The sequence below is a fragment of the Burkholderia singularis genome, from assembly GCF_001718875.1.
GTDB classification, from domain to species: Bacteria; Pseudomonadota; Gammaproteobacteria; order Burkholderiales; family Burkholderiaceae; genus Burkholderia; species Burkholderia singularis.
Genome location: NZ_CP013449.1, coordinates 628,826 through 653,656, shown reverse-complemented (window position 1 = coordinate 653,656; position 24,831 = coordinate 628,826). Strand labels below are relative to the sequence as shown.

The window sequence follows — 24,831 nt, the reverse complement described above, 5'->3', positions numbered from 1 at the left end:
AACCACGCGCGACCGGCGTCCGGCCATGCGCGGCACTACGTGCGGCCGCCCGTGCGCGTCGAAACGATACGCCCGGCGGCTCCCCGGCGCTTGCCCCGAAAGACGGCGGCTCAAACCGGCCAACTGATCTCGAAACGCGCTCCGGACAAAATGACCGGATCGACCACGGCAACACGCCCGTTGTGCGCATGCAGCACCTGCTGCGTGATCGCAAGACCAAGGCCGTAGCCGGCCGTATGGCGATCGAGCCGCACGAACGCATCGAAGATCCGTTCGCGCTCCGCGTCGGGCACGCCCGGCCCGTCGTCCTCGACATAGATCTCGATGTTGCCGTGGCGCATCCGCAGCCCGGCCACGATGCGCGCGTGCGCGTACTTGCTCGCGTTACGCAGCAGATTGCGCGCCGCATACGACATCAGCCGCTTATCCATCCTCACGCGCACGTTCCTGCCCAGTTCGATGCGCGATTCGATCACCTTGTCCGGATACAACAGCGCGGCATCGCCGATCTGCTTGTCGAACCATGCGACCAGCGCGGTTTGCTCGAGATTGGACTGCAACGAGCTGTATTCGAGCCGTGCGTAGGTCAGGCTCATGTCGATCAATTCGTCGAGTTCGGTCACGTCCTGCTCGATGCTCGCGATCGCGTTCTCATATTCAGCCGCCGACCCCGGTTCGCGCAGGCTTTCGAGCGCGAAACGCACGCGTGCGAGCGGCGTGCGCAATTCGTGCGAAATGCCGTTCGTCAGATCGCGCTGCGCGGCAATCAGGCGCTCCATGCGCATCGCGAGCGCGTTGAGCGTGCGCGCGAGCGGCCCGATGATCACGCTGCGCGATTCGCGCGCCCGCGTGTTGAAGCGCCCGCCCGTGAAATCGATCGCGCGCTCGCGCACCATCACGAGATCCGACCACACCGGCCGCATCCAGCGATAGGCGGCGAACGCGGGCAGACCCAGCACCGCCGCGATCACCGGCCATTCGCCGCCCGGCAGCGCATCGAACGCGTGCCAGAGCGTGCGCGGCGTCAGCGCCGCGCACAGCGCGGCGACCGTCACGCCGACCGTCAGCAGCACGAGGCCGGCGAGATGCAAATAGGTGCGCAAATACAGGCGCGACCAGCTCGGAATCCGGTCCGCGCGCGTGTCCGTCCACGAGCGGCGGAAATGCAGCCAGCGCCATTTGCAATACCGAAGCGGCGAAAGCCGCGGCGCTGCCGCGTGGTTCGGGTTCATCGTCGGATTTCGACGCACGGCTACTCCCACGCGCTCTTGCTGAACTGATAGCCCTTGCCGCGGATCGTCTTGATCCGCTGCGGGTTGCCCGCGTCGTCGTTCAGCTTGCGCCGCAGCTTCGAGATCCGGCCGTCGATGGTCCGGTCGAGCCCGTCGAACTCGACGCCGCGCAATTGCAGCATCAAATCGTCGCGACTCACGACTTCGCCCGCATGGCAGACCAGCACCCACAGCAGATCGAATTCCGCCGACGTCAAATCGGGCGTCGTGCCGTCCGGCAGGCTGGCCGTGCGGCTCGCACGGTCGATGGTGAACTTGCCGAACGCATAGCGTTCCGGCTGGACCCCGCCTTCGGGCAGCCGCGCCGGCGCGCGGCGCAGTTGCGCCTTGATCCGCGCCAGCAGGATGCGCGGCTCGACCGGCTTATGCACATAGTCGTCCGCGCCGAATTCGAGGCCGAGCAATTCGTCGAACGGCTCGTCGCGGGCCGTCACCATGATGATGATCCCGCTGTAAAACTCGCGCGCCTCGCGACAGATTTCGAAACCGTCCTTGCCGGGCAGATTCACGTCGAGAATCACGAGATCCGGGCGCGTGCTCAGGATCGCATCGACGGCATCGTTGCCGTTCAACACGGTGTCGACGACGTAATCGTTTTTACGCAGGTAGCCTGCGATCAGCGTGGACAGACGGTTATCGTCTTCGACGAGAAGAATCCTGAAAGGCATGAGATTTTGTAAGATTCTGAAACAATCCGAATGATACTGCTTACGCGGGCCGCCGAACGGTGGCAATCGGGCAACGCGGAAAGTGTTGCCAAGACACCCGCGGGCTCGGTACGGCTGCTCGGCAAAGCACGGCTACCGTTTGAATGGCGTTACGCCAAACGCTGCCTACAACGGGCTGGGGAATCAGTGCTGTCGAAAACAAAGCATACTCCGTTGTCTCTCACGAATATAGCTTGACAATGAAGCAAAATCATACGGAAAAACATTTGATCATCGCCGGCAGCACACCAAATTTCATTATTATTTTTTTGCAACACGATTCATCAAATCGACTAAACGAACACCGCGGCAATTAACCTTATAGCCGGTTCGATTCTTATCCGCCGGCGCGGCTGCCTGCTACGGCCAACCCATTCGCCCGCGATATCGCACTTCGATTCGGCCAATACATGGCGGCCTCGGCGGCGCGGCAGCGTCTTTGCGGCGTCACGCACCAGACCGCCGTCGGGCACGAGTGAAGGCGCCGCCCAGCCGAGAACTTTCGCACGTTCAAAACGGCATTTATTACGCCCGGCACTTAAACAAATTCACCGCCATATTTAATTAAATAAAAATAAATCATATTACATCGAACATACCAAACCGCATCATCTCTTTCGCCATTAATCCCCTGATTCCGAGGAACTCACTTATTCGATTCAAGTCCATCGAATCATTCCGGGCAGAAAAAACTCGCGCCGAATGGCGAATCACGTCGCGATCCGCTGCCCAAACACGTTCGCCCGCCAACTTTTCCGCAAACGTCAGGAGATTCAGAATTGACGATATCCCGCATTCGGCAGGCGCTCGTGCGCACCGCCATCGCCATTGCCTGTCTGTGCACGAACGCGTCGTTTGCCGCGCTGCAACCGATCGACGAAGCGCCGATTGCGCGGCATGTCGACGAAACCTGCCGGATCAACGCCGATACGAGCACCGACTGCACTTGCGTCACGCGGCTGACGATCCTGAGGCCGGTCGGCCGCGATCTGCTGTCCCGGCTGGACTTCGACTACCGTGAAAACGACCGCTTCGAACTGAAGGATGCGGCCGTGATCGATCCGCACGGGCATCGCACGCCGCTTGCCGCGTCGCAAATCGACACGCGCACGGCGCCGAATCCGGCGGAGGGTTTTTTGCGCGACAAGCAAACATCGGTCGCCTTTCCCGACTTGCGCGTCGGCAGCACGATCGCGTACACGACGATCCGGCACACCGCCGCCCTGCCGCTCGCGAAGCAATTTCACGAGGTGCTGGCGTTCCCGCCAACGCCCGTGCGCACCGACCATTTTCGCGTCGAATACCAGGCCGATCGGCCTATCGTCTGGCGCAGCGAAGCGGCCGGCGATTTTCGCATCGCGACGTCAGACGGCGGCAAGCGGCTCGTCATCACTCAGATACAGCCCCGATATCTGAACATCGTCAACGAAGAGTACGGCGAGCTGCGCCAAATACCGCGCATCGAGTTGGCGAGCAGCCTGAGCGCACAGGCGCATTTCGGCGCATATGCGAAGCGCTACAACGAGATCGCCGCCGCACCGCTGCCGCGCGGCGCGGCAAGCGCGGTCGACGCCGCACGGCGTGAGCCGGCGGCGCAACGGGTTGCCGCGCTGATGCACTATATCGACACGCATTACCGCTATCTCGGCGACTGGCGCGCGTGCGATCGCGGCTATATCCCATTCGAACTGGCGCAAATCGAAGCGCACGGCTACGGGGATTGCAAGGATCTCGCGGTTCTGCTCGCCGCGATGCTCTACAAAAGCGGAATCGACGCGCGAATCGCGTGGGTTCACGCGGGCTCGTTTGCGCCGCCGCTGTTGATTCCCGGCACGCAGGCGCCAAACCACGCGATCGTGCGCGCGAGCGTCGACGGCCGCACCTGGTGGCTCGACCCGACCCAGCCGAACGCCCTGCCCGGCCGCACGCCGGCGCAGCTACAGGACCGCTGGGCGCTCGTCGTCGAAAAAAACGGCGACGTGCGCCGCGAACACATCCCGGCCGAAGCGCCGATCGTCGCCGTCGACGCGACGGTGAACCAGCAACTGCGCCCCGACGGCAGCGCGGTCGTGTCGGGACACGCGTATCTGGACGGTCGAGAGCTGCTGGATCTCATGCGCACCGACCGCCACGACGGCGTGCGCGCCGGCGACCAGCAAATCTGCAAACGCCTGCTCAACGAGCAGGAGAAGGGAACGTGCAAAATCGTGCGGCCGCGCAGCGACGAGGCGCGAAACGGGCGTTATCGAATCGACATGAAAGGCATCGATCTGCGCGCGCTCGAAGCGCCGTCCGGTCAGAACGGTCCGCGCGTATACGATGCCGCACAAGGCTTGCGCCAGCTATGGGACCGCTTCGCCGACTATCGGCACGCGGGCGATGCGGGCGATCTGTATTTGAATGACCCGTTCACCTTCAAGCTCCACGTGCGGCTGACCGGCGCGAAGGCGGCACAGCCGCTTGCAGCGTGCGCGGTGCATTCGCCGTGGTACGACCTGGAGGTCGCGCCGGAGCCATCGGACAACGCGATCGCCTACCGCGAACAGATCGTCCAGAAAGTTCGTTGGCTCAGTCATGCCGACTTGACCAGCGACGCGTTCGGCCGCTTTCTCGACGACGCACGGCGTTGCACGAACACGCTGCGTCAGGCTGTCGAGTTCTGACGCGCGCCGCAAGCCGGCATAGCGGAGAAGGAGCGGCCCGCACGCGCCGCATTCGCGCGGTATTTACCGCAAGCGCCATGAGACCATCGCTGGGCCAAACGCTCGAGCCGAGCGCTTATTCCGCCGCGCACTTAAACGCGCGGAAGAAATCGGCGCCCCCTGAAAAGCAGGTACGATCACGCTCTCGAAAGGGGTTGCGCCTTGTATGCACGCGTAGCCCGTCCCAGCCCCGAGCATGGCGGGACGGCGCGGCGCCGCCTCTGTAACATACGATGTTTTCAGCACGCTACACCGAATTGAATTACCAACCGATACTCGAACGCATCCGCGCCGAACTTGCGCCCTGGATTGGCACAGGCCGGGTTGCCGACTACATTCCCGAACTCGCGAAGGTGCCCGCCGAGCGCTTCGGGATGGCGGTCGTCACGCTCGCCGGCGATATTTTCACGATCGGCGACGCGCACGAGCGTTTCTCGATCCAGAGCATCTCGAAGCTCTTCGCGTGCACGCTTGCGTTCAAGTTGCTCGGCGACGAACTGTGGCAACGCGTCGGCCGCGAGCCGTCTGGCACCGCGTTCAATTCGCTCGTGCAACTTGAAAGCGAACGCGGCAAGCCGCGCAATCCGTTCATCAACGCGGGCGCGCTCGTCGTCACCGACGTGCTGTGCCGCCGCTTCGTGCGCGCCGAGACGGCGCTCGTCGAGTTCATCCGGCGTCTGACCGGCATCGCGGATATCGACTACGACGCGCGCGTCGCGCTATCCGAGCAGCAGCACGCTGAGCGTAACCGCGCCATGGCGCATTTCATCGCGAGCTTCGGCAACATGCAGATGCCGCCGGACACCGTGATCGACGCGTATTGCCGTCAATGCGCGATCACGATGAGTTGCGTCGAACTCGCCCAAGCCGCGCTTTTTCTCGCGAACGGCGGCATCGCCCCCGCGACGGGCGAGTCCATCCTCGATCCGAGTTCGGCCAAACGCTTGTCGGCGCTCATGCTGACATGCGGCACCTACGACGCCGCGGGCGACTTCGTCTATCGCGTCGGCCTGCCGGCGAAAAGCGGCGTGGGCGGCGGAATCGTCGCGGTGCTGCCAGGCGAGATGGCCGCCTGCGTCTGGTCGCCGGGGCTCGATCCGAACGGCAACTCGCTTGCCGGCGTGCTCGCGCTCGAATGGTTGACGACCTACTCGGGGCGATCGATTTTCTGACGCGGCATGGGCCGTGCCGGCGCAGGCCTGCGCCGGCACGAAGCCAACGTGCGGCCCGGCTCGTTTTATTTCGCGATATAGATGCCGGTCGTCGGACACGTGCCTTGCGTGCCGGCGTCCGTCACGAGCGACGTCGGGCTCGGAAACTGCGCGGTCGCATTGGTTCGCACGGCAATCCAAGCCTCGGTGAAATAGCTGACGTAGTTGGACTTCGTGCACTTCAGCGACACTGCGGCGCGCGCGCCGGTGCCGAACGCGCCATCGAACGCGCTCAACAGTTGCTCGCGCGTCACGCTCTTGCCCGCGTTCGTTTGCAGGAACGTATTGAACGACGTGGTCGCGAGGCGGCTGATCATCCCGCTCGCGTCGTTCCAGTACGCGTCGGCCGACGAATACTGCGCGCAAGTGCCGTGCTTGTACCATTCGTGCTTGTCGAGGCACGACGCGACGCCCGGCATGTACGTCGACAGCGTGCTCAACGTCGCTGCGCTGACCGGGTACTTGTCCATGCTGCACCATTGATGCGCATTGTCGAGATCGATCTCGTTCTGCGGCACGCCGCAATAGAACGGCTGGCTGGTGCTGTCGTAGTTGTTCGGCCAAAGGCCGTGCAACGACAGATTCGTCGACGCATATGAACCCGACAGCGTATTGCATTCGGTCGCGCTGTGCGTTGCGCAAAAGCCCGGTTCCCAGGACGAGGCGAGCAACAGATAGTCATACGCGTGAGCGGGAGTGCAAGTCGATGCGACAGCCAGCGCGCACGCGGCGCGAGCGAATGGACGGAACATGGGCGACCCTCTGGAGAATAAGCGCGACGGCCGCACAACCGGCGCCGCGACGTTGATATTCGTAAGCAACTGCCGGGTCTATTGTGCTCGCATCAATATTTCAACACGATGACTTTTTTCAGACAATACGCCCGCTGGCCCGCGTGCGCCTGTCCGGCGGGCCGGCTCCAGATCGCGGCTCGCCGCCATGCCGGTTGCGCCCGCACGCAACCGGCGCACGGCGCTGCGGCGGCTCACGCGGGCTGGGCTTCGCGCCGCCGTTCCAGCTCGCGCACGAGCGGCAACACGCGCTTGCCGAAATACTCGACTTCTTCGAGATAGTGGAGGAACCCGCCCAGCACGAGATCGACGCCGATCGACTTCAGCGCGACGATGCGTTCGGCGATTTGCTCGGGCGTGCCAATCAAGTTGGTCTTGAAACCGTCGTTGTACTGAACGAGATCGGCGAACTTCGAATCCGACCACATTCCGCGCCCTTCCGGCGCGGCCTTTCCGGCCTGCTTGACCGCGTGACCGAACGCATTGACCGCATCGACGTCCGCATGACGAACGATCTCGTCCAGCACCTCGCGCGCCTCGAATTCGGTGTCGCGCGCGATGATGAACGCATTTACGCCGAACTTCACGCGCCGCCCCTGCTCGGCCGCCGCCGCGCGAATCTCCTCGATCTGCTCGCGGTGCCCCTCGAGCGTATTGCCGTTCATGAAATACCAGTCCGACACCGCTGCCGCCATGCGGCGCGCGGCCGCCGAATTGCCGCCCTGGAAAATTTCCGGATGCGGCTGCTGCAACGGTTTAGGTTTCAGCGTGTAATCGTTGAAGCGGTAGAAATCCCCCTTGAACGTGAAGCGATCCTGCGTCCATATGCCCTTGACCGCGCGGATGAATTCCTCGGAGCGGCGATAGCGCTCGTCATGCTCGAGCCACGGCTCGCCGAGCGCGGTGAATTCGCCCTTGAACCAGCCGCTGACGACGTTGATCGCAACGCGTCCTTGGTTCAACTGATCGATCGTCGCGAGCTGCTTCGCGACAACTGCCGGATGCCACGGCCCCGGCAGGATCGCGGCAATCACTTTCAAACGCTCGGTGGCAGCGAGCAGCGCATGGCTGAACGCGACAGATTCATGCTGATACTCGGCGCCGTAGCCGGCGGTAAAGCGGATTTGCGACAATGCGTAATCAAAGCCGTTGCGCTCGGCAAGCTGCGCCAGGCGGCGGTTGTAATCGATATCCCAACTCGTGCGCTGCTCGATCTTGCTGACGACGAGACCACCGCTGACGTTAGGCACCCAGTAGGCGAACTTGAGTTGTTCCCGCTCGCGACTCATCGGTTCGTTCCTCTAATCTGATCATCAAATTCAGGATGTCGGCGGCACTCGGCCAGCCGGTCGAAAGGCGCCCTCGCATGCGCTGCTCGTCACGCAGCGTCTGTCTCGCCGCATCGTAGGGGGACGCTCGCCGATCGGCCAACCAATGAATTCGACTATCGATGTCCGGTGCGCGTTGATAAGCAAATGACGCGGCGGGCTGTCCGCCATGCGGACGCGGGTGGAACGACGGGAACTGCGGCCGTCATTTCGGGCGTCCGATTGAAACGCCGAACGGCGGCCGTTGGTCGATGCGCGCCGAATCGGCCGGCAGACTACGGCTGCGGGGAGAACTCGCGAACGGTGCCGTTCTCCAGCCGATACGCGCGATCCGCGATCTTCAGCAACGAACGGTGATGCGTGATGACGATGAGCGTCGGCACACGCTCGCGAATGCGGGCGAATATCCGCGCTTCGCGCGCGGCGTCGAGCGACGACGTCGGTTCGTCGAAAATCACCACCGAAGGGCGCCGGGCCAACGCGCGCCCCAATGCGATGCGCTGGCGCTCGCCGCCGGACAGCGCCCTGCCCTGTATCCCGAGCGGCCGATCGAGCGCATCGCCGCCGCTGCCGCGCTCAAGCGAATCCAGCTCCAGCAGATCGACCAGTTCGCGCAGCGCCGAATCCGGCGGCGGCTCGTCGCAGCCGTAGACGAGATTGTCCCGCAGCGTTCCGGTCAGGATCAGCGGGGATTGCGGCGCGACGGCCACTTCGCGCGAAATGTCGGCGATCGCCATGTCGCGCACGTTCGCGCCGTACAACGTCACCATGCCCCGTTCAGGCTGCGTCAGCCCGAGCATCAGATTCGCCAGACTGGATTTCCCGCCGCCCGACGGCCCCATCAGAACGACCAGTTCCTGCCGCCCGATCCTCATGTTCACGTCGCGCAGTATCGTGCGCCCGCCGGACGTCACGTCGACATGCTCGAGAACGTAGACATCGGAGGCGGACCGGTCGAACGACGCATTCGCGCTTTCCCGCTCCAGCGGCAATTCAAGCAGGCCGAAGCCGTCGCGCAACGCGATATGGTTGCGCCGCAGATCCGAGAGCGACGCGGCGAGACTCGTGAACGGCAACGTCAGCGCGACGATGTAGCCGACGATCATCACGAAATCGCCAACCTGGAACGCGTGGCGCGCCGCCTGCATCGCCGCGGCAACGGTGAAGGCGGTGAGCAGCAGCCCGGTGCACGCAGCCTGCGCGGCGAGCAGCACGGACAGCCGCGCATTGCCGCGGGATACCTTGCCCACGTAGACATCGAGCACGTTGCGCAGCGCCGCGTCTTCCCGCGCATACGCATGATTGAGCTTGATGTCGAGCATGAAATTCAGTTTCTCGACGAGATGGCTGGACAGCAGATCGGACGCGCTGAAGATCTCCGTATGCGCGTGCTTGCTCTGCTTCGCAATCGCCCAGGTCACCGCAAAGAGCACGAGCATCGCTCCGACGAACGCGAATGCGAACGCACCGCTCGTCACGCGCCACAGTACGGCCCCGGACAGCAGCAACTGAAACGCGGTCGGCACGATGACCCAGAACACCGCGAACGTGATCGCGCTGAACGCATCGCGGCCGCGCGCGACGACCGACACGAGCGCGCCAGGGTCGGTCTCGATCAGGCGCGCGTAATCGACCCGGATCAGCCGTGCATAAACCGCCTGTTGAAATGCCGCGTCGCATCGCGCGAGCAAGGCTGCGGAATAGATGTTCTTCAGCCATTCGCCGGCGTGCGCGGCGGTCCACGTCAATCCATACGCGAGCGCGAGAATCACCGCCAACGCCGGATACCGGTGCGCGTCGGCAATCGACAGCGCATTGGTTGCCTGCCTCAGCAAATACGGCACCAGCGTATACAGCGCAGAGATGCCCGCCATCAAGAGCGTCGCCAGCACGAAATGCGCGGCGAGCCTCGGATATCGGCTCGCCGTGATCCGGTAAGCAGTGGCGTAATCGTTAAACAACTCCAGCACGAATGGCATTGAATCCCTCGTCAGACCGCGAACGCCGCTCGCGGGCGTCGACCCGCTCGCCACCGAACCACGGGCGGGCTCGCCGTGCCCCGCATCAGGCCGAGCCTGCCAGGCCGCGCACGAACATCTCGATCGAATAAATGCGGGTGATCTCCACCATGCCGACCGGATAGCCCAACGCCGCCCGCTTGATCAGCTTGGCCATGCCGTCCGGGTCGACAAGCCCGCGGGCCGCGCACCATCCGCCCGCGCACGTCTCGCGCACATGAGCGTGATAGGCTTTGATGCCCGCGAGCGCCGAGTGCATGATATCGCCCTTGTCGGTTCGCCAGAGATTCGGCAAGCCGGAGGCGGCGAAGACCGATCGACGCACGGGCAGCCGGCTGTGATCCGCGGAAAACATGTCTTCGATAGGCGAGCGCAACGCATGTTCGATGACCGGCTGCGACAGGAACGGCATGACCGGGCGACGGCTTCCCGCTCCGATGTGGACGAGCCCGTCTTCGAGACTCGCGCCCAGGATCGCAATTTGATAGCGCCTGCCCGGCTTCAACCGGAGCGACGCGTGACGCAGGACGTCATGGTACAGGCCGATGGTCGGCGGCTTCACGCCGCTCGGCACGACAGACGTCATCGCCGGCTGAACGGCCGGCTCGCCGAAGAATTTCGCCGTCTCCCGCCACGCTTGCGCGAGCACCGTCCAGATCGGCAGCCGGTATTGAATCGCGAGATCCCGCAACGCGCCCGCGACGCGCGCAGCGCGCAAGCCCGTTACGGCGTCGACGACCGCGCTGAATGGCGGCGGTGCGAGATACAACGAATCGCCGCCGTGCCCGTTCAACATCACCCCGCCGCCGTCCGCCAGGCCGCTCTGCGCGAAACCGGCGTCGTGAGCAAGGAAGCAGAGCCGGGTGCCTGGCCTCGGCACCGCCGGCGGACGCTCGAACGGTGTAAACGGCAAGCGTGCGAGCAATGGATAAGTTTGGTGCTCGATCCCGCAATGCTCGGCCACGGCCCGTGCAATCGACACTTCGTTCGACGACGCGCGCGCAGGATCGAAATGCGTGACCGCCACCGTCCGCCGATGTAATTCCGTGCGTTTCAGTCCCACCGCAAGCGACGTCGAATCGATACCGCCCGACAGTTCGAGAAAAATCTTCGACTCGCCATCGAGCATCGAGCGCTGCACCATCGTCAGCACATCGATGAAATCCCGGCTGGCACGACGCCGATGCCAGTTCCACGGCGACCATGCTCGCCGAAGCTCGGGAGGCCGACCGCGTTTCCAGCGCATCGCGAACCCTGGCGGCAACAGAGAAATGCCTTGCCAACCGGTTTGCGTCGGCTCGCCGCAGCCATACGCCGCGTACTGACTGAGATAATGCGCATCCGGCTCCTGCGGCAAGCCCGCCAGCGTGATCAATTCACTGATCGTATCGCCGACGTGCATCGCTCCGTCGACCGCCTGATGGTAGAAAACCGGGCACTGACCGCACGGGTCCATCAGGATCAGAAAATCATCCGAGCGCTTGTCATAGATGATGAGCGAATAGTCACCCCAATACCGCCGGCTCACGTCCTCGTAATCGATCAGCGCCGCGCGCACGACGTCAGCCGCGGCCGCCCGGGCGCCGTCGCCGTGCGCAAACAGCCGCCCGTTGGCGACCCATGCCGCCCGCGCGTCCTCCCCGAACGTCACGGCCTGCCCGCGAGCTGAATCCGTCGTGGCAAACACGGCGACACAACCGGCCTCGGTCGCCCATACGCGCTCGTGCGCCAGCTGGGACGCGGGCTCCTGCCGCATTGAGGGTTGCAATACCGCATAGGCCATGATGAGCGCGCCGTCGAATCAACCGGTTTCGAGAATGACCGCAAGCTGGTCTCGTAACGTGGGCTCGTCTCCCACCACCTCACGATCCAGCTCCGCCCATGCATGGGCATAGAACGGGTGATTCTGCACACCGACGACCAGACGGAGATCATGGCCATACCGGAAGCCGAGCAAAACCAGCGTCGTTGCCCATTCCAGGCACTTGGTCTTTTTGGGATACAGCATGCAGGCCGCATTGAGCGACCGGATCAGGACATCGACACGCAGCGCGGCGCGCGGGCGGCGCGCCTGCCTCGCCCGCTCAATCATGCGCGTCAACCCGATCATCCGCTCGGTGTTCGCGCAACGATGCACCGCATGGAGTGTCGCGAGCGCGCGTGCGACGACCAAGCCATTCGAAAACGAGACGTCGCGCCGCAGGATCGTCCAGCAATTCAACGACACGCCGGAATACGTCCGACGCGCTCCATTGCTGATCGCTTCGAACGCGGACCGATGAATCGGCAATCCGACGTTGTCGTCCGCCGCCGCGCCGGATTGATCATTTTCACGCGCCAAAATAGCATCGACGCGTCTTTTCAATTCTCTCGATTGCGCTTCCGAAAATACCGTATAAATATCGCCCGTCATATCGAGACTGATAAGCTGATCCTCGAACCAGACAAAACGGGTATTATCATTCATATATTAATTACCCGCCCCGAATAACGGAGCGGGAAAGAATCAAGCGACCATCGGTTTAAAGTTTATAGACAAACTGGCTGATTTCGAGAATAGCCCCGCCAGGCCTTCCCTGCGTGGCTTCCGTCGCATTCACCGTTTCGATTTCCTCGAAATCCACGACTTCAACAACATCTTGCTTCTGTTCCATTTCATTTCTCCTTAGTGCGGAAATATCCGCGATATGAGACGAATCGGAATAACGAACCTCTTTATTGAAGTTCGCCGGATCAATATACAGGATTCATCTCGATGTAATGATAGAGTAAACATTCTAACAAATACATTACTATATAATTTCCCAACCAAAATGAGATATATCAATTAGACCGTCAAACTCCATCGGCAATACCCATCGGCAGCCGGCGCGCCCTTTCCGTTCGAGCTTGCGCTGCCTGTAGCCCTCGGGCTTTCCAAGGTCATCCTATGAGACAAAAGCACTTGTTCCCGAAATCGCTGCGATGGTGGCTCATCGTCCTGACCGTGGCGCTACATGCGTGCGGCGATCAGGATCGCGGCGCATTCTCCGATCAATCGGCGGCGTCTGCTCAATCGGCGTCGCAACCGGCCGCCGCCGATCGCCCGCTCATCGATGAGCGCGAATACTCGAATCGCGGCGACGCAGCGCTGCCCGACGCATCCGAAGCGGCGGCAGTGACCCATCGTCAGATCGAACTCGACGGCCGCACGCTTCGATATACGGCAACCACGGGGCATTTGACCGCCGCCGTCGATTCCGGCAAGCGCGCGTCGATGTTCTACGTCGCCTACACAGTCGACGATCGCGCCCGCTCCAAACGCCCCGTGACATTCCTGTTCAATGGCGGCCCCGTCACCGCGAGCGTCTGGCTGCATCTGGGCAGTTGGGGGCCCAAGCGCATCGCCGCCGAAGCGCGCGGCACGAACGCGCTCCACCCAACGTTGATCGATTCGGACGACAGCCTGCTCGACCAGAGCGACCTGGTGTTCGTCGATGCAGTCGGCACCGGCTACTCGCAAGCCATCGCGCCGAGCGTCAACCGCGATTTCTGGGGCGTGGACCAGGATGCGGCGGCATTTCATGGTTTCATCCTGCGCTACATCGAGGTCAATCGCCGCGAGGCATCGCCGATCTATCTCTACGGGGAGTCATACGGCGGCATCCGCGCGGCCGTGCTGGCCAATCTGCTGGCGACGTCCGGCGCGACGCTGGGCGGCGTGGTGCTGAATTCGCCGATCCTCAACTTCAACACCGCATGCGATCTCGGCGCGCCGGATTGCACCGGCTTCATCCCCAGCTATGCCGCCGTGTCGACGCATCATCGCGTGTCGAACAAGCCCGATGCGATGCCGGCCGCCGACTACGCGCGGCAGGCCGGCCGCTTCGCCGTCGACATCTATCGCCCGGCGCTGCTCGACTACCTCCGGCGCGGCGCCGCTCCGTCCGCCGCGTTGCTCGCCGATCTGGCCGGATACACCGGGATTGCGCCGGCAGAGTGGGCCCGCCATCTGAACATGACGCCGGACCTCTACGTCACCCGCGTCAGGCCCGGTTACGTCATCGATATCAACGACGGACGCAACAGCGCGCCAGCCGGAAGCGACTGGCAAGATCCGTATCGCGATGCGCTCGAAGCCGGCATTCATGCGCTGTTGCCGGAATTTCTCGGCTATCGCGCCCGCTCGGCCTATTCGATGGTCGCGGGCGACGCCTGGACATGGGAACACGACGGTTTGCCGTTGCCCGACGCGATACCCGATCTCGCATCGGCGCTTGCGCAGAGCCCCGGCACGCAAGTCGTGGCGTTGAACGGGTATCACGATCTGAATTGCCCGTTTCTCCAGACCGAGCTGGAGCTGGAGCGAGTCGGCTATGCGCATCGCGTCCGGTCGCATACGTTCGCCGGAGGACATATGACCTACTTGACCGAAGCGTCGCGCCAGCCGATGAGGCAGGTGCTGCGCGACCTCTATCGCCAAGCCGGAGATCGCTCATGAACAAGCCGCATCGCCCGACACGCCCGCGCGCCGCACCGCTTGGCGACGTCCGCCGGGAAAGCCCGCCGATGCGCCGGCGCGGCCTCGCCGCCGGCCGGATTCACGCGTGGGCGCTCCTGTTGTGCGCGGCCTCGGCTTGCGCTCAGACAGCGAGCCCGGCGTATCCGCCGCGCGCCGCGCCGCCAAACGAAAACCCCGAGCGCATCCGCATTCCCCGGGATGTCCGCCCGTCGACGCAGCCGCCGCTATCGGGGCCTGCGCTGCAACGGCACCTGCGCGACCGTTACAAGCAACGTTTCGACAACGCCGACACCGACGCGACCGGCCGCATCACACGGGATCAGGCACGCCGCGCGGGCTGGGGCTACGTCGTCAATCATTTCGACGAGATCGACGCAGCCCAAACCGGCTACGTCACGTTCGACGACATCCTGCATTTCATGCAACGCGGCGGCGCGCGCCTGTGAGCGCATCGGCGAGCACGCCTACGGCCGCGCCGGCCGCTCGTCGAACGGATGGCGTGACGCGCCGCGCCGCCCGCCGCCCGCTCACGGCCCCAAGCCGAGACGACGCCCCGTTGTAGCAAATTGTCGAAATATTGAGGAAATTTGTCGCCGCATTGAACCGCGTCCCGCTTCCCCTATTCCAATGACCGGTTTGCATTTTCATTACAATCGCCTGCCTACCTTCGCCACACGCCAGTTTTCAGTTTCCGATGAAAAAACTCCTACGCCGCCGGGCCGTCGCGGTCACGAGCGTTATCGTGCTGATCGCGCTTGCCGCGCTCTATCTGCACTTTTTCGCCAAAAACCGCGATCCGCAATACCTCACCGCGACAGTCGCCCGCGCCGATCTCGAGAACGCCGTGCTCGCGACCGGCACACTGCAGGCATCCAAGCAGGTCGACGTGGGCGCGCAGGTGTCCGGCCAATTGAAATCGCTGAAGGTCAAACTCGGCGACAACGTGAAGAAAGGCCAATGGCTTGCCGAGATCGACCCGGTGATTTCGCAAAACGAACTGCGCCAAGCCGAAGCGAACGTCGACAACCTGAGCGCGCAAAAGCGCTCGACCGCCGCGCAACTGACGCAAGCCGAACTCGCGTTCAAGCGCCAGCAGCAGATGCTGTCCGACGATGCGACGGCACGCCAGGATTACGAGGCGGCGGTGGCGACGCTCAACGTGCAGCGCGCGAACCTGGTCGCGTTCGACGCGCAGATTCGCGAGGCGCGGATCAAGATCGAGACCGCGCGCGCGAACCTCGGCTATACGCGCATCGTCGCGCCGATCGACGGTGAAGTGGTCGCGATCGTCACCCAGGAAGGCCAGACCGTGATCGCGCAGCAGCAGGCGCCGGTGATTCTGAAGCTTGCCGAACTCGACACGATGACCGTCAAGGCGCAGGTGTCGGAGGCGGACGTGATTCGCATCCATGCGGGCCAAACCGCTTACTTCACGATCCTCGGCGAGCCCGACAAGCGCTACTACGGCAAGCTGCGCGCGATCGAGCCCGCGCCGCAGAATTTCCTCGACATGCAAGGCGGCGCGGGCGGCATGGGCGGCGGATCGTCGAAGCCGAACACCGCCGTGTTCTACAACGCACTGTTCGACGTGCCGAATCCCGGCCATCGGCTGCGGATCTCGATGACCGCGCAAGTCAACATTCTGCTCGGCACCGCGTCCAACGCGCTCTACATCCCGGTCGCGGCGCTCGGCGCGAAGGACAAGGACGGCACATACGCGGTGCGCGTGCTCGGCGCCGACAACAAGGTGGCGACGCGCAAGATCCGCGCCGGCATCAACAACAACGTCAAGGTCGAAGTGCTCGCAGGCCTGCGCGAAGGCGAGCGCGTGATTCTTGGCGACGCGAGCGAACCGGCGGGCGCGGCCGCGGCGGCCTCAGGCGCGGAGCATTGACGATGGGCGAACCGCTATTGCAGCTCACGCGCGTCACGCGCAGCTTTCCCGCCGGCGACAAGGACGTCGTCGTGCTCGACGACGTCAATCTCACGATCGATGCAGGCGAGATCGTCGCGATCGTCGGCGCGTCGGGTTCGGGCAAATCGACTCTGATGAACATCCTCGGCTGCCTCGATCATCCGGGCTCGGGCAGCTATCGGGTGCGCGGGCGCGAGACGCGCGAGCTCGAAAGCGACGAGCTTGCGCGCCTGCGCCGCGAGCACTTCGGGTTCATTTTCCAGCGCTATCATCTGCTGGCGCATCTGAGCGCAGCGGAAAACGTCGAGATGCCCGCCGTCTATGCGGGCAGCGCGCATGCCGAGCGGCGCGAGCGCGCACAGAAGCTGCTCGCGCGGCTGGGCCTGTCGGAGCGCGCCGAGCATCGGCCGAGCCAGTTGTCGGGCGGCCAGCAGCAGCGCGTGAGCATTGCGCGCGCGCTGATGAACGGCGGCGAAGTGATCCTCGCCGACGAGCCCACCGGCGCGCTCGATTCGAAAAGCGGGCAGGAAGTCATTCGCATCCTGCTCGAACTCAACGCACTCGGCCACACGGTGATCATCGTCACGCACGACGAACATGTCGCCGCGCATGCGCGGCGCATCATCGAGATCAGCGACGGCCGGATCGTCGGCGACCGGCTTAATCCGCGCGCGCACGGCGCCGGTGCCGAGCGCGGCGAGAACGGCGCCGCCGCGCTGCCGCATGCGCGCCGCCTGTCGGCAAACGTCGGCCGTTTCGCGGAAGCGTTCCGGATGGCGTGGATCGCACTCGTGTCGCATCGGCTGCGCACGCTTCTGACGATGCTCGGGATCATCATCGGCATCACGTCGGTCGTGTCGATCGTCGCGATCGGCGAAGGCGCGAAGCGCTACATGCTCGACGAAATCGGCAGCATCGGCACGAATACGATCAACATCTATCCGGGCAAAGACTGGGGCGACAGCCGCGCGGACACGATCCAGACGCTCGTGCCGGCCGACGCCGCCGCGCTCGCCGAGCAGATCTACGTGGACAGCGCGACGCCCGAGACGGCGCGCAACCTGCTGCTGCGCTACCGGAACATCGATGCGACCGCGCTCGTGAGCGGCGTCGGCGAGCGTTTCTTCCAAGTGCGCGGCATGAAGATGGCGCAAGGCATCGCGTTCGGGCCGCACGAAGTGCGCCGCCAGGCGCAAGTGGTCGTGATCGACGAAAACACGCGGCGCAAGCTGTTCGGCGCGAATCCGAACCCGCTGGGCGAAGTGATCCTGATCGACAATCTGCCGTGCGTCGTGATCGGCGTGACCGCGGAGAAAAAGAGCGCGTTCGGCGACATGAAAAACCTCAACGTATGGGTGCCGTATACGACCGCGGCCGGCCGCCTGTTCGGCCAGCGCTATCTCGACACCATCACGGTGCGCGTGCGCGACGGCCAGCCGAGCGACGCGGCCGAGAAAAGCCTGACGAAGCTGATGACGCAGCGGCACGGCCGCAAGGATTTCTTCACGTACAACATGGACAGCGTCGTCAAGACCGTCGAGAAAACCGGGCAATCGCTGACGCTGCTGCTGTCGCTGATCGCGGTGATCTCGCTCGTCGTCGGCGGCATCGGCGTGATGAACATCATGCTAGTGTCGGTGACCGAGCGCACGCGCGAAATCGGCATCCGGATGGCAGTGGGCGCGCGGCAGGCCGATATCATGCAGCAGTTTCTCGTCGAGGCCGTGACCGTCTGCCTGATGGGCGGCGTGATCGGGATCGTGCTGTCGTTCGGGATGAGCTTCGTGTTCTCGCTGTTCGTCGATCAATGGAAGATGGTGTTCTCGGCCGGCTCGATCGTGTCGGCATTCGTCTGCTCGACGCTGATCGGCGTCGTGTTCGGCTTCATGCCCGCGCGCAACGCGTCGCGGCTGAATCCAATCGATGCGCTCGCGCGCGACTGACAGACGAGGTAACGACACGATGATCCGATTCCCCGCCTCCCGACTCTGCACGCTCGCCTGCGCCGCCGCGCTGTCGGCCGGCTGCGCCGCGACGCGCCATGGGCCGCTGCCCGCCGTTGCGGTGCCCGCGCATTGGGCTTCACCGGATGCTTCCGGCGCGCCCGGCGCTTCCGGCACCGAAGCCCCGCTCACGCCACCTATTCCAGCTCGCTCCGCTGCCGCGGCCGCACCCGCGGCTTCTATTCCGCCCGCCGTGCAGCCGGCCTCGCCCTGGGGCGCCTCCCAATCCCTTACCGCAACCGGGGCAGCCGGCGCACCAGCCGCTTCGGCCGCTTCGGCCGCGATCGTTTCGAATGCCCCCGCGACGAAGCCCGCCACCTCGCCTTCGGACGCCCCGCAAACGGCTTCGGCAGCGCCGCCGCCCGTTTCCGCCGCATCAACCGCCGCTACAGCGGCGAACTGGTGGCGCAGCTTCGGCGATCCGGTGCTCGAGCAACTGATCGACGACGCACTGCGCACCAACAACGATCTCGCCGCCGCCGCGATCCGCGTCTATCGCGCGCGCCTGCAAGCCGGGCTTGCCGACACGAACCTGACGCCGAACGTGACGCTCGGCGCGACGGGCAGCGTGTCGCGCACGCTCGACACGCATCAGATGGGCCGCTCGAGCGGCCTCGCCGGCACGCTGAACTACGAACTCGACTTGTGGGGCAGGCTCGCCGCGCTGCGCGATGCCGCGCGCTGGGAGGCCGATGCGACAGCAGCCGATCGCGATGCGGCGAGGCTGTCCCTGATCGGCACGACGGCCGCGCTGTATTGGCAGATCGGCTATCTGAACCAGCAAATCGCGTTGGCTGACGCGAACATCGCCTATGCCGAGCGCACGCTCGCGCTCGTGCGCTCGCGTCACGCTGCCGGCGCGGTTTCGGGACTCGACGTCGCGCAGGCGGAACAGAGTTTGTCCGCGCAACGGGCCGCGCAAACACAGCTCGTCCAGCAGCGCACCGAAAATCGCCACGCGCTTGCGATCCTGTTCGACCGCCCCCCGCAAGCACCGGCGGCCGAACCCGCCGCCCTGCCCGACGCTCCCCTGCCCACGGTCCCGGCCGGCCTGCCGGCCGAGCTGCTCGGCCGTCGCCCCGATCTGCGCGCCGCCGAACTGCGTCTGCGCGAATCGCTCGCGAACGTCGACGCCACGCGCACGAGCTTCTATCCGACGTTCACGCTGACAGGCAACGTCGGCACGTCGAGCACAAGCCTCGAACGGGTGCTCGCGAACCCGATCGCGACGCTCGGGCTCGGACTCGCGCTGCCGTTCATCCAGTGGAACACCATGCAGTTGCAGATCAAGGTGTCGCAGACGCAATACGAGGAAGCCGTCGTCAATTTCCGTCAGAAGTTGTACACCGCGTTGAGCGAGGTCGAGAACGCGCTGTCCGCGCGCGTGCAGCTCGATCGGCAAGCGCAGCAGCGCACGCTGTCGCTCGCGCAGGCGCAACGGGCGGAAACGCTCGCCCGCATACGCTTCGAGGCAGGCGCGACGGGCGTGCAGCCATGGCTCGACCAGCAGCAGCGGCTGCGCGACGCGCAGAGCGCGGCCGCGCTGAATCGGCTGGACCGGCTCAACAATCAGATGAACTTGTACAAGGCGCTCGGCGGCGCAGCAGGTTGAGGCGAGCGATGTGAGCCGGCTCGCAAAGGCGCGAGCCGCCGGCGTCCGATGCCCGATCGCCGCCGTCCGCGGCAAACGCGCACGCGCCGCGCCACACGCCCGCCTGCGCCAGCCACCGGCCGTGAGCGCGTCAATCTCCGCCGCACGCTCCGTGGCTGCCCGGCACGCCGACGCCCACCGCCCGCCACCGCGCCGGTGCGAACACCACCAGGCTCGCCACCGCGAGTATCGCGGCACACACCGCGCCGTACATCATCACCCAGCCGAACCCATGCACCAGCGCCGCATGCAACGCGAGGCCCGACGGATCGGCCGCGGCGAGCGCCGGCACGGCGTCACCCGCCGAGCCGCCGTGGCCCGACGCAATCTGCTGCGCGACGCGCCGCAACGCCGCCACGTCGAGTTCGCCCGGCAGACGCGCCGACAAGCCCGACACGATGCCCGCGACAAGCACGAACCCCATGATCGCGATGTTCAGCGCGAGCGAGATCATCCGCGCGCTCATATCGATCGCCGAGGCCATGCCGGCGCGCTCGTTCGATACCGCTCCCGTCGCTGTATTCGTGACCGGCGTATTGGTCATGCCCAGCCCGATGCCCGCGATCATGCAGCCAGGCAGCATCGTCAGCCAGTCCGGATGCGCCGCCGCGCTGCCCAAGCGCATCAACGCGAAACCGGCGGCAATCGTCAGCAAGCCGCCCGGAATCGCGACGCCCGGCCCATAGCGCAGCGCCAGCCGCTCGCCGAGCGGCGGCACGACGAGCGTGGGCAGCGTGTAGGCGAGCAACGCGCAACCGGCCGTCACGCTGCCGTAGCCGAGCCCGATCTGGAAATAGATCGGCAGATAAATCATGAAAGGCCAGAAGCTGAAGTTCATTCCCATCGATCCGAACAGCGCGCCCGAGAACGTGCGGTTGCGGAACACCGAGAAATCGAACATCGGCCGCTCGCTCACGCGCTCGGCGACGACGAACGCCGCGAGCGCAGCCATCGTCGCGGCGAGCACGCCGAGCCCGGCCGGGCTCGTCGCGCCAAGCTCGCCGCTTTGCGTGATGTAGTAGGCCAGGCCGAACACCGCGAGCGACAAGGTGACAATGCCCGCGACGTCGAGCCGGCCGGCATGCGGATCGCGCGACTCGCGCACCGCGCCGAAAATCAGCACGAGCGCGACGATCGCAAGCGGCGCGTGAACGAGAAACACCCACTGCCAACTCGACAGCGCGACGATCGCCCCACCGATGATCGGCCCGAAGCCCAGCCCGATACCGAACACGCACCCCCAGATGCCGAACGCGCGGCTGCGCTCGCGCCCGTCCTGAAATTGATGCGACAACACCGCGATCTGGCAGATCAGCATCGCGCCGCCGCTCGCGCCTTGCAGCAAGCGACCGGCAATCAGCACCGGCACGCTTTGCGCCAGACCGCAAACGAGCGACGTCGCGCCGAACAGCACCGTGCCGATGACGTAGACCCGCTTGCGGCCGAACCGGTCGGCGAGCGTGCCGGTCGCCATCAATACAGTCGTGCAGGCGATCGTGTACGCGTTCATGATCCACTGCATGCCGTTGAAATCGCCATGCAGCACACGCTCGAGCACCGGCAGAATCACCGGCACGCTCGAAATCTCAAGGCCGAACATCAGCGATGTCAGGCAGACGGCCGCCAATGCGACCGCGTTTCGGGACGAATGGGACAGGGGCATCGATATCGCGACGGCGCCCCGCACGCGAACGCCGTCGAACCTCCAGATTCGGGATCGGAAAAATGCGCCGCGCGCGATACCGCAGGCAGGCACCAGGAGTCAGTAATATAAGAGGAATATTTATCCCTATTGATTCGTTTTATTCGCCTTAATGGGGCCTTACAGGAACCAATAAAGGACAGCCGACACCATGATCACGGACAAGCTCGACGGCATCGCAACCTTCGTGCAAGTCGTCGAATCCGGCAGCTTCGCGCTGGCGGCCGAGCGGTTGCACATCACGCGCTCGGCGGTCGGCAAGACGATCGCCCGCCTCGAAAAGCGGCTCGGCGTCAGGCTGCTGCACCGCACGACGCGCAGCCAAAGCCTGACCGACGACGGCCACGCGTATTACGACCGCTGCGTGCGCGCGCTCGCCGAACTCGAGGCGGCGCAGAACGACCTCGACAGCGGCCGGCGTGAGCCGCGCGGACGCCTGCGCGTGAGCGCGCCGCTCGCGTTCGGCCATCACTGCGTCGCGCCTGTGCTGCTGGAGCTGGCGCGCGCGCATGCGCAGTTGGAGATCGATCTGTCGATCTCGGACCGCGCTGTCGATCTGGTCGAAGAGGGCTTCGACCTCGCGGTCCGGATCGGCCGGCTGCGCGACAGCACGAGCCTCGTCGCGCGACGCCTCGGCACCCAATACGGCAGCCTCGGCGCCGCGCCGTCATATGTCGCGCGCTACGGGCGGCCCGAAAGCATCGATGCGCTGTCCGGGCATCAGACGATCGTCTATTCGCGCGGCGGCGTGCCGATGCCGTGGGATCTGCGCGACGTGAACGGCAGCGTGGTGCGCGTCGAGACCCGGCATCAATTGAGTTTCGACGACGTGCCGGCGATCGCGGCGGCCGCCGTCGCCGGTTTCGGAATTGCGTGGCTGCCAAGCTGGTTGCTCGCGGATTACGTCAAGCGTGGCGAGCTGATCGCACTCATGGACCGTTGCTTCGTGCCCGAGCAGGAAATTCATGTGATCTGGCAACAAACGCGTTACCTGCCGCTCAAGATGCGCTGCGCGATCGACGCACTCGCCACCGCGATTCCGCCGATGCTCGCCGATTGATGCGCGGATGCCGCGCGACGGGCGGGCAAGCGCCGTGCGGCGAACGAGCGCGCGGTGGCAGCCGCAACCTCGAGCCGCTCTTGCCAGCCACGGCGGCATAAATGTATCAGCGAATTCCGCGCCACCCGATGGACGATAGCGCCGGACACTCTGCGGCGCCGGCACCCCAGTAGTACACCGTACAGACAAAACGCGGCGGAAGGTTAGATTGGGTTAAAAAAATTCCGCTCATGGCGAAGATCAAGGAGGATGTATCGGCATGGAGAGAGTCTGGCTGAAATCGTATCCGCCCGGCGTACCGGCCGACGTGGATCTTTCCCGCTATGCATCGCTCGTCGAGCTGCTCGAGACGAGCTTTCGCGACTATCGCGAACGCAACGCATTCGTTTGCATGGGTAAGGCGATCACCTATGGCGAGCTAGACGCGCTGTCGCGCAAGCTCGGCGCTTGGTTTCAATCGTGCGGACTCGCGCCGGGCGCTCGGGTGGCAATCATGATGCCGAACGTGCTGCAATACCCGGTGGCGATCGCGGCCGCGTTGCGCGCCGGTTATATAGTCGTCAACGTCAATCCGCTCTATACGCCGCGCGAACTGGAACACCAGCTCAAGGACAGCGGCGCGCAAGCGATCGTGATTCTCGAGAACTTCGCGGCCACACTGCAAGCGGTGATCGCCAGAACATCAGTCACGCACGTCGTCGTCGCGGCAATGGGCGATCTGTTGGGCGCGAAAGGCATGCTCGTCAATTACGCGGTGCGTCGCATGAAGAAAATGGTGCCGGCGTGGCACCTGCCCTCGTTTACGCGCTTCAACGCGGCGCTCGCCGAAGGCGCCAGACGCAGCCTCAAGCCGGCCAAGCCGAAGCCGGACGACGTCGCGTTCCTGCAATACACGGGCGGCACGACCGGCGTATCGAAAGGCGCGACGCTGCTGCATCGGAACATCGTCGCCAACGTATTGCAGTCCGAAGCATGGCGCGAGCCGATCGCGGCGAAATGGCCGAAGGAAGAAGCGCCGATTACCGCGGTGGCGCTGCCGCTCTATCACATCTTCGCACTGACCGTATGCGGCTTCCTGTCGATTCACATGGGCGGCACCGGTATTCTGATTCCGAATCCGCGCGACATCGCGGGCATGATTCGCGCACTGAAGGGCTATCCGATCACCGCGTTTCCGGCGGTCAACACACTCTATAACGCCATGCTTCATCATCCGGATTTCGGTCAGCTCGATTTATCGAAACTGCAAATCGCGAACGGCGGCGGCATGGCCATTCAGGAAAGCGTCGCGAAGCACTGGAAGGAAAGAACGCGCGTGCCGATCATCGAGGGCTACGGGCTGTCGGAGACGTCGCCTACCGCCACCTGCAATCCGGTCACGGCAACCGAATACAGCGGCACGGTCGGCCTGCCGTTGCCGTCGACCGAAATCGCGATCCGCGACGATGCGGGCGCCGACGTCGCGCTCGGCCAGCCCGGCGAAATCTGCGTTCGCGGCCCGCAGGTGATGGCGGGTTACTGGAATCGGCCGGACGAAACCGCGAAGGTCATGACGGCGGACGGTTTTTTCAAAACGGGCGATATCGGCGTGATGAATGAGCGCGGCTACGTGAAGATCGTCGACCGGAAAAAGGACATGATTCTCGTATCGGGCTTCAACGTGTACCCGAACGAGGTGGAGGACGTGGTCGCGTCGCATCCGGGCGTGTTCGAGGCGGCGGCCGTCGGCGTGCCCGACGAGCATTCGGGCGAAGCGGTGAAGCTGTTCGTCGTGAAAAAGGACCCGGCGCTCACGGACAACGAAATTCTCGCTTATTGCAAGGAGCGCCTGACCGGCTACAAGCGGCCTAAATACGTCGAATTCCGCACCGAACTGCCCAAAAGCAACGTCGGCAAGATTCTGCGCCGCGAACTCCGCGGCGCCGCGCGCTGACCCGCACGGCGCCGCCC

Annotated in this window: 18 protein-coding genes; 9 read left to right on the top strand and 9 right to left on the bottom strand. The window is 64.5% G+C overall.

Annotated elements, in window-relative coordinates; translation table 11 throughout:
* Positions 1–110 precede the first annotated feature (110 nt).
* Together AQ611_RS18825 and AQ611_RS18820 are read right to left on the bottom strand one after the other, a co-directional pair.
* Positions 111–1,232 carry an ATP-binding protein gene (locus AQ611_RS18825; RefSeq protein WP_069235655.1) on the bottom strand — a complete coding sequence of 374 codons (1,122 nt, stop codon included), beginning with the start codon at positions 1,230–1,232 and terminating at the stop codon, positions 111–113.
* A gap of 20 nt (positions 1,233–1,252) precedes the next feature.
* Positions 1,253–1,960: a response regulator gene (locus AQ611_RS18820; protein WP_059514733.1), complete on the bottom strand. Its 708-nt coding sequence runs from the start codon at positions 1,958–1,960 to the stop codon at positions 1,253–1,255.
* Between the two features lie 818 nt (positions 1,961–2,778).
* Here AQ611_RS18820 and AQ611_RS18815 point away from each other — a divergent pair.
* Positions 2,779–4,662, top strand: coding sequence for a DUF3857 domain-containing transglutaminase family protein (locus AQ611_RS18815; RefSeq protein ID WP_083237452.1), 1,884 nt, complete (start codon positions 2,779–2,781; stop codon positions 4,660–4,662).
* A 296-nt stretch (positions 4,663–4,958) separates the two neighbouring features.
* Complete coding sequence (locus tag AQ611_RS18810; protein WP_059514737.1) at positions 4,959–5,873, top strand: glutaminase; 915 nt, start codon at positions 4,959–4,961, stop codon at positions 5,871–5,873.
* A gap of 65 nt (positions 5,874–5,938) precedes the next feature.
* Here AQ611_RS18810 and AQ611_RS18805 read toward each other — a convergent pair whose 3' ends face one another.
* From AQ611_RS18805 to AQ611_RS26565, 6 genes are all read right to left on the bottom strand, one after another.
* Positions 5,939–6,664, bottom strand: a complete 726-nt coding sequence (locus AQ611_RS18805) for a ribonuclease T2 (protein ID WP_059514739.1) — start codon at positions 6,662–6,664, stop codon at positions 5,939–5,941.
* A gap of 233 nt (positions 6,665–6,897) precedes the next feature.
* The gene (sfnG, locus tag AQ611_RS18800) at positions 6,898–7,992 is read right to left on the bottom strand and encodes a dimethylsulfone monooxygenase SfnG (RefSeq protein ID WP_059514741.1); all 1,095 of its coding nucleotides are present in this window, start codon (positions 7,990–7,992) and stop codon (positions 6,898–6,900) included.
* Positions 7,993–8,306: 314 nt separating this feature from the next.
* A complete protein-coding gene (locus AQ611_RS18795) occupies positions 8,307–10,010 on the bottom strand; it encodes an ATP-binding cassette domain-containing protein (protein ID WP_059514743.1) in 1,704 nt (567 codons plus the stop codon).
* An 85-nt stretch (positions 10,011–10,095) separates the two neighbouring features.
* Positions 10,096–11,832 (bottom strand): asparagine synthase-related protein, encoded by a 1,737-nt coding sequence (locus tag AQ611_RS18790; RefSeq protein ID WP_069235654.1) that lies wholly within the window; start codon positions 11,830–11,832, stop codon positions 10,096–10,098.
* Positions 11,833–11,850: 18 nt separating this feature from the next.
* Complete coding sequence (locus AQ611_RS18785; protein WP_069235653.1) at positions 11,851–12,516, bottom strand: lasso peptide biosynthesis B2 protein; 666 nt, start codon at positions 12,514–12,516, stop codon at positions 11,851–11,853.
* Between the two features lie 55 nt (positions 12,517–12,571).
* On the bottom strand, positions 12,572–12,703 hold the full coding sequence (locus AQ611_RS26565) for a hypothetical protein (RefSeq protein WP_257785479.1): 132 nt from the start codon (positions 12,701–12,703) through the stop codon (positions 12,572–12,574).
* A gap of 275 nt (positions 12,704–12,978) precedes the next feature.
* Between AQ611_RS26565 and AQ611_RS18780 the strand changes: the two genes are divergently transcribed.
* From AQ611_RS18780 to AQ611_RS18760, 5 genes are all read left to right on the top strand, one after another.
* Entirely contained in the window at positions 12,979–14,529 is a 1,551-nt protein-coding gene (locus AQ611_RS18780) for a S10 family serine carboxypeptidase-like protein (RefSeq protein ID WP_069235652.1), read from the top strand.
* The gene (locus AQ611_RS18775; protein ID WP_083237451.1) at positions 14,526–14,996 is read left to right on the top strand and encodes an EF-hand domain-containing protein; all 471 of its coding nucleotides are present in this window, start codon (positions 14,526–14,528) and stop codon (positions 14,994–14,996) included. Before AQ611_RS18780 ends, AQ611_RS18775 begins: the two co-directional genes overlap by 4 nt.
* 248 nt (positions 14,997–15,244) lie before the next feature.
* Positions 15,245–16,444, top strand: a complete 1,200-nt coding sequence (gene macA / locus AQ611_RS18770; RefSeq protein WP_069235651.1) for a macrolide transporter subunit MacA — start codon at positions 15,245–15,247, stop codon at positions 16,442–16,444.
* Positions 16,445–16,446: 2 nt separating this feature from the next.
* Positions 16,447–18,408, top strand: coding sequence for a macrolide ABC transporter ATP-binding protein/permease MacB (gene macB / locus AQ611_RS18765; protein ID WP_069235650.1), 1,962 nt, complete (start codon positions 16,447–16,449; stop codon positions 18,406–18,408).
* A 343-nt stretch (positions 18,409–18,751) separates the two neighbouring features.
* On the top strand, positions 18,752–20,080 hold the full coding sequence (locus AQ611_RS18760) for an efflux transporter outer membrane subunit (RefSeq protein ID WP_059515492.1): 1,329 nt from the start codon (positions 18,752–18,754) through the stop codon (positions 20,078–20,080).
* Positions 20,081–20,210: 130 nt separating this feature from the next.
* Here AQ611_RS18760 and AQ611_RS18755 read toward each other — a convergent pair whose 3' ends face one another.
* Positions 20,211–21,782 (bottom strand): MFS transporter, encoded by a 1,572-nt coding sequence (locus tag AQ611_RS18755; RefSeq protein WP_069236389.1) that lies wholly within the window; start codon positions 21,780–21,782, stop codon positions 20,211–20,213.
* A gap of 193 nt (positions 21,783–21,975) precedes the next feature.
* On the opposite strand from AQ611_RS18755, the gene AQ611_RS18750 reads away from it, so the two are divergent.
* Both AQ611_RS18750 and AQ611_RS18745 read left to right on the top strand, forming a co-directional pair.
* Positions 21,976–22,881, top strand: coding sequence for a LysR family transcriptional regulator (locus AQ611_RS18750; RefSeq protein ID WP_059515495.1), 906 nt, complete (start codon positions 21,976–21,978; stop codon positions 22,879–22,881).
* Positions 22,882–23,140: 259 nt separating this feature from the next.
* Positions 23,141–24,814 (top strand): long-chain fatty acid--CoA ligase, encoded by a 1,674-nt coding sequence (locus AQ611_RS18745; RefSeq protein WP_069235649.1) that lies wholly within the window; start codon positions 23,141–23,143, stop codon positions 24,812–24,814.
* Positions 24,815–24,831: the final 17 nt, after the last annotated feature.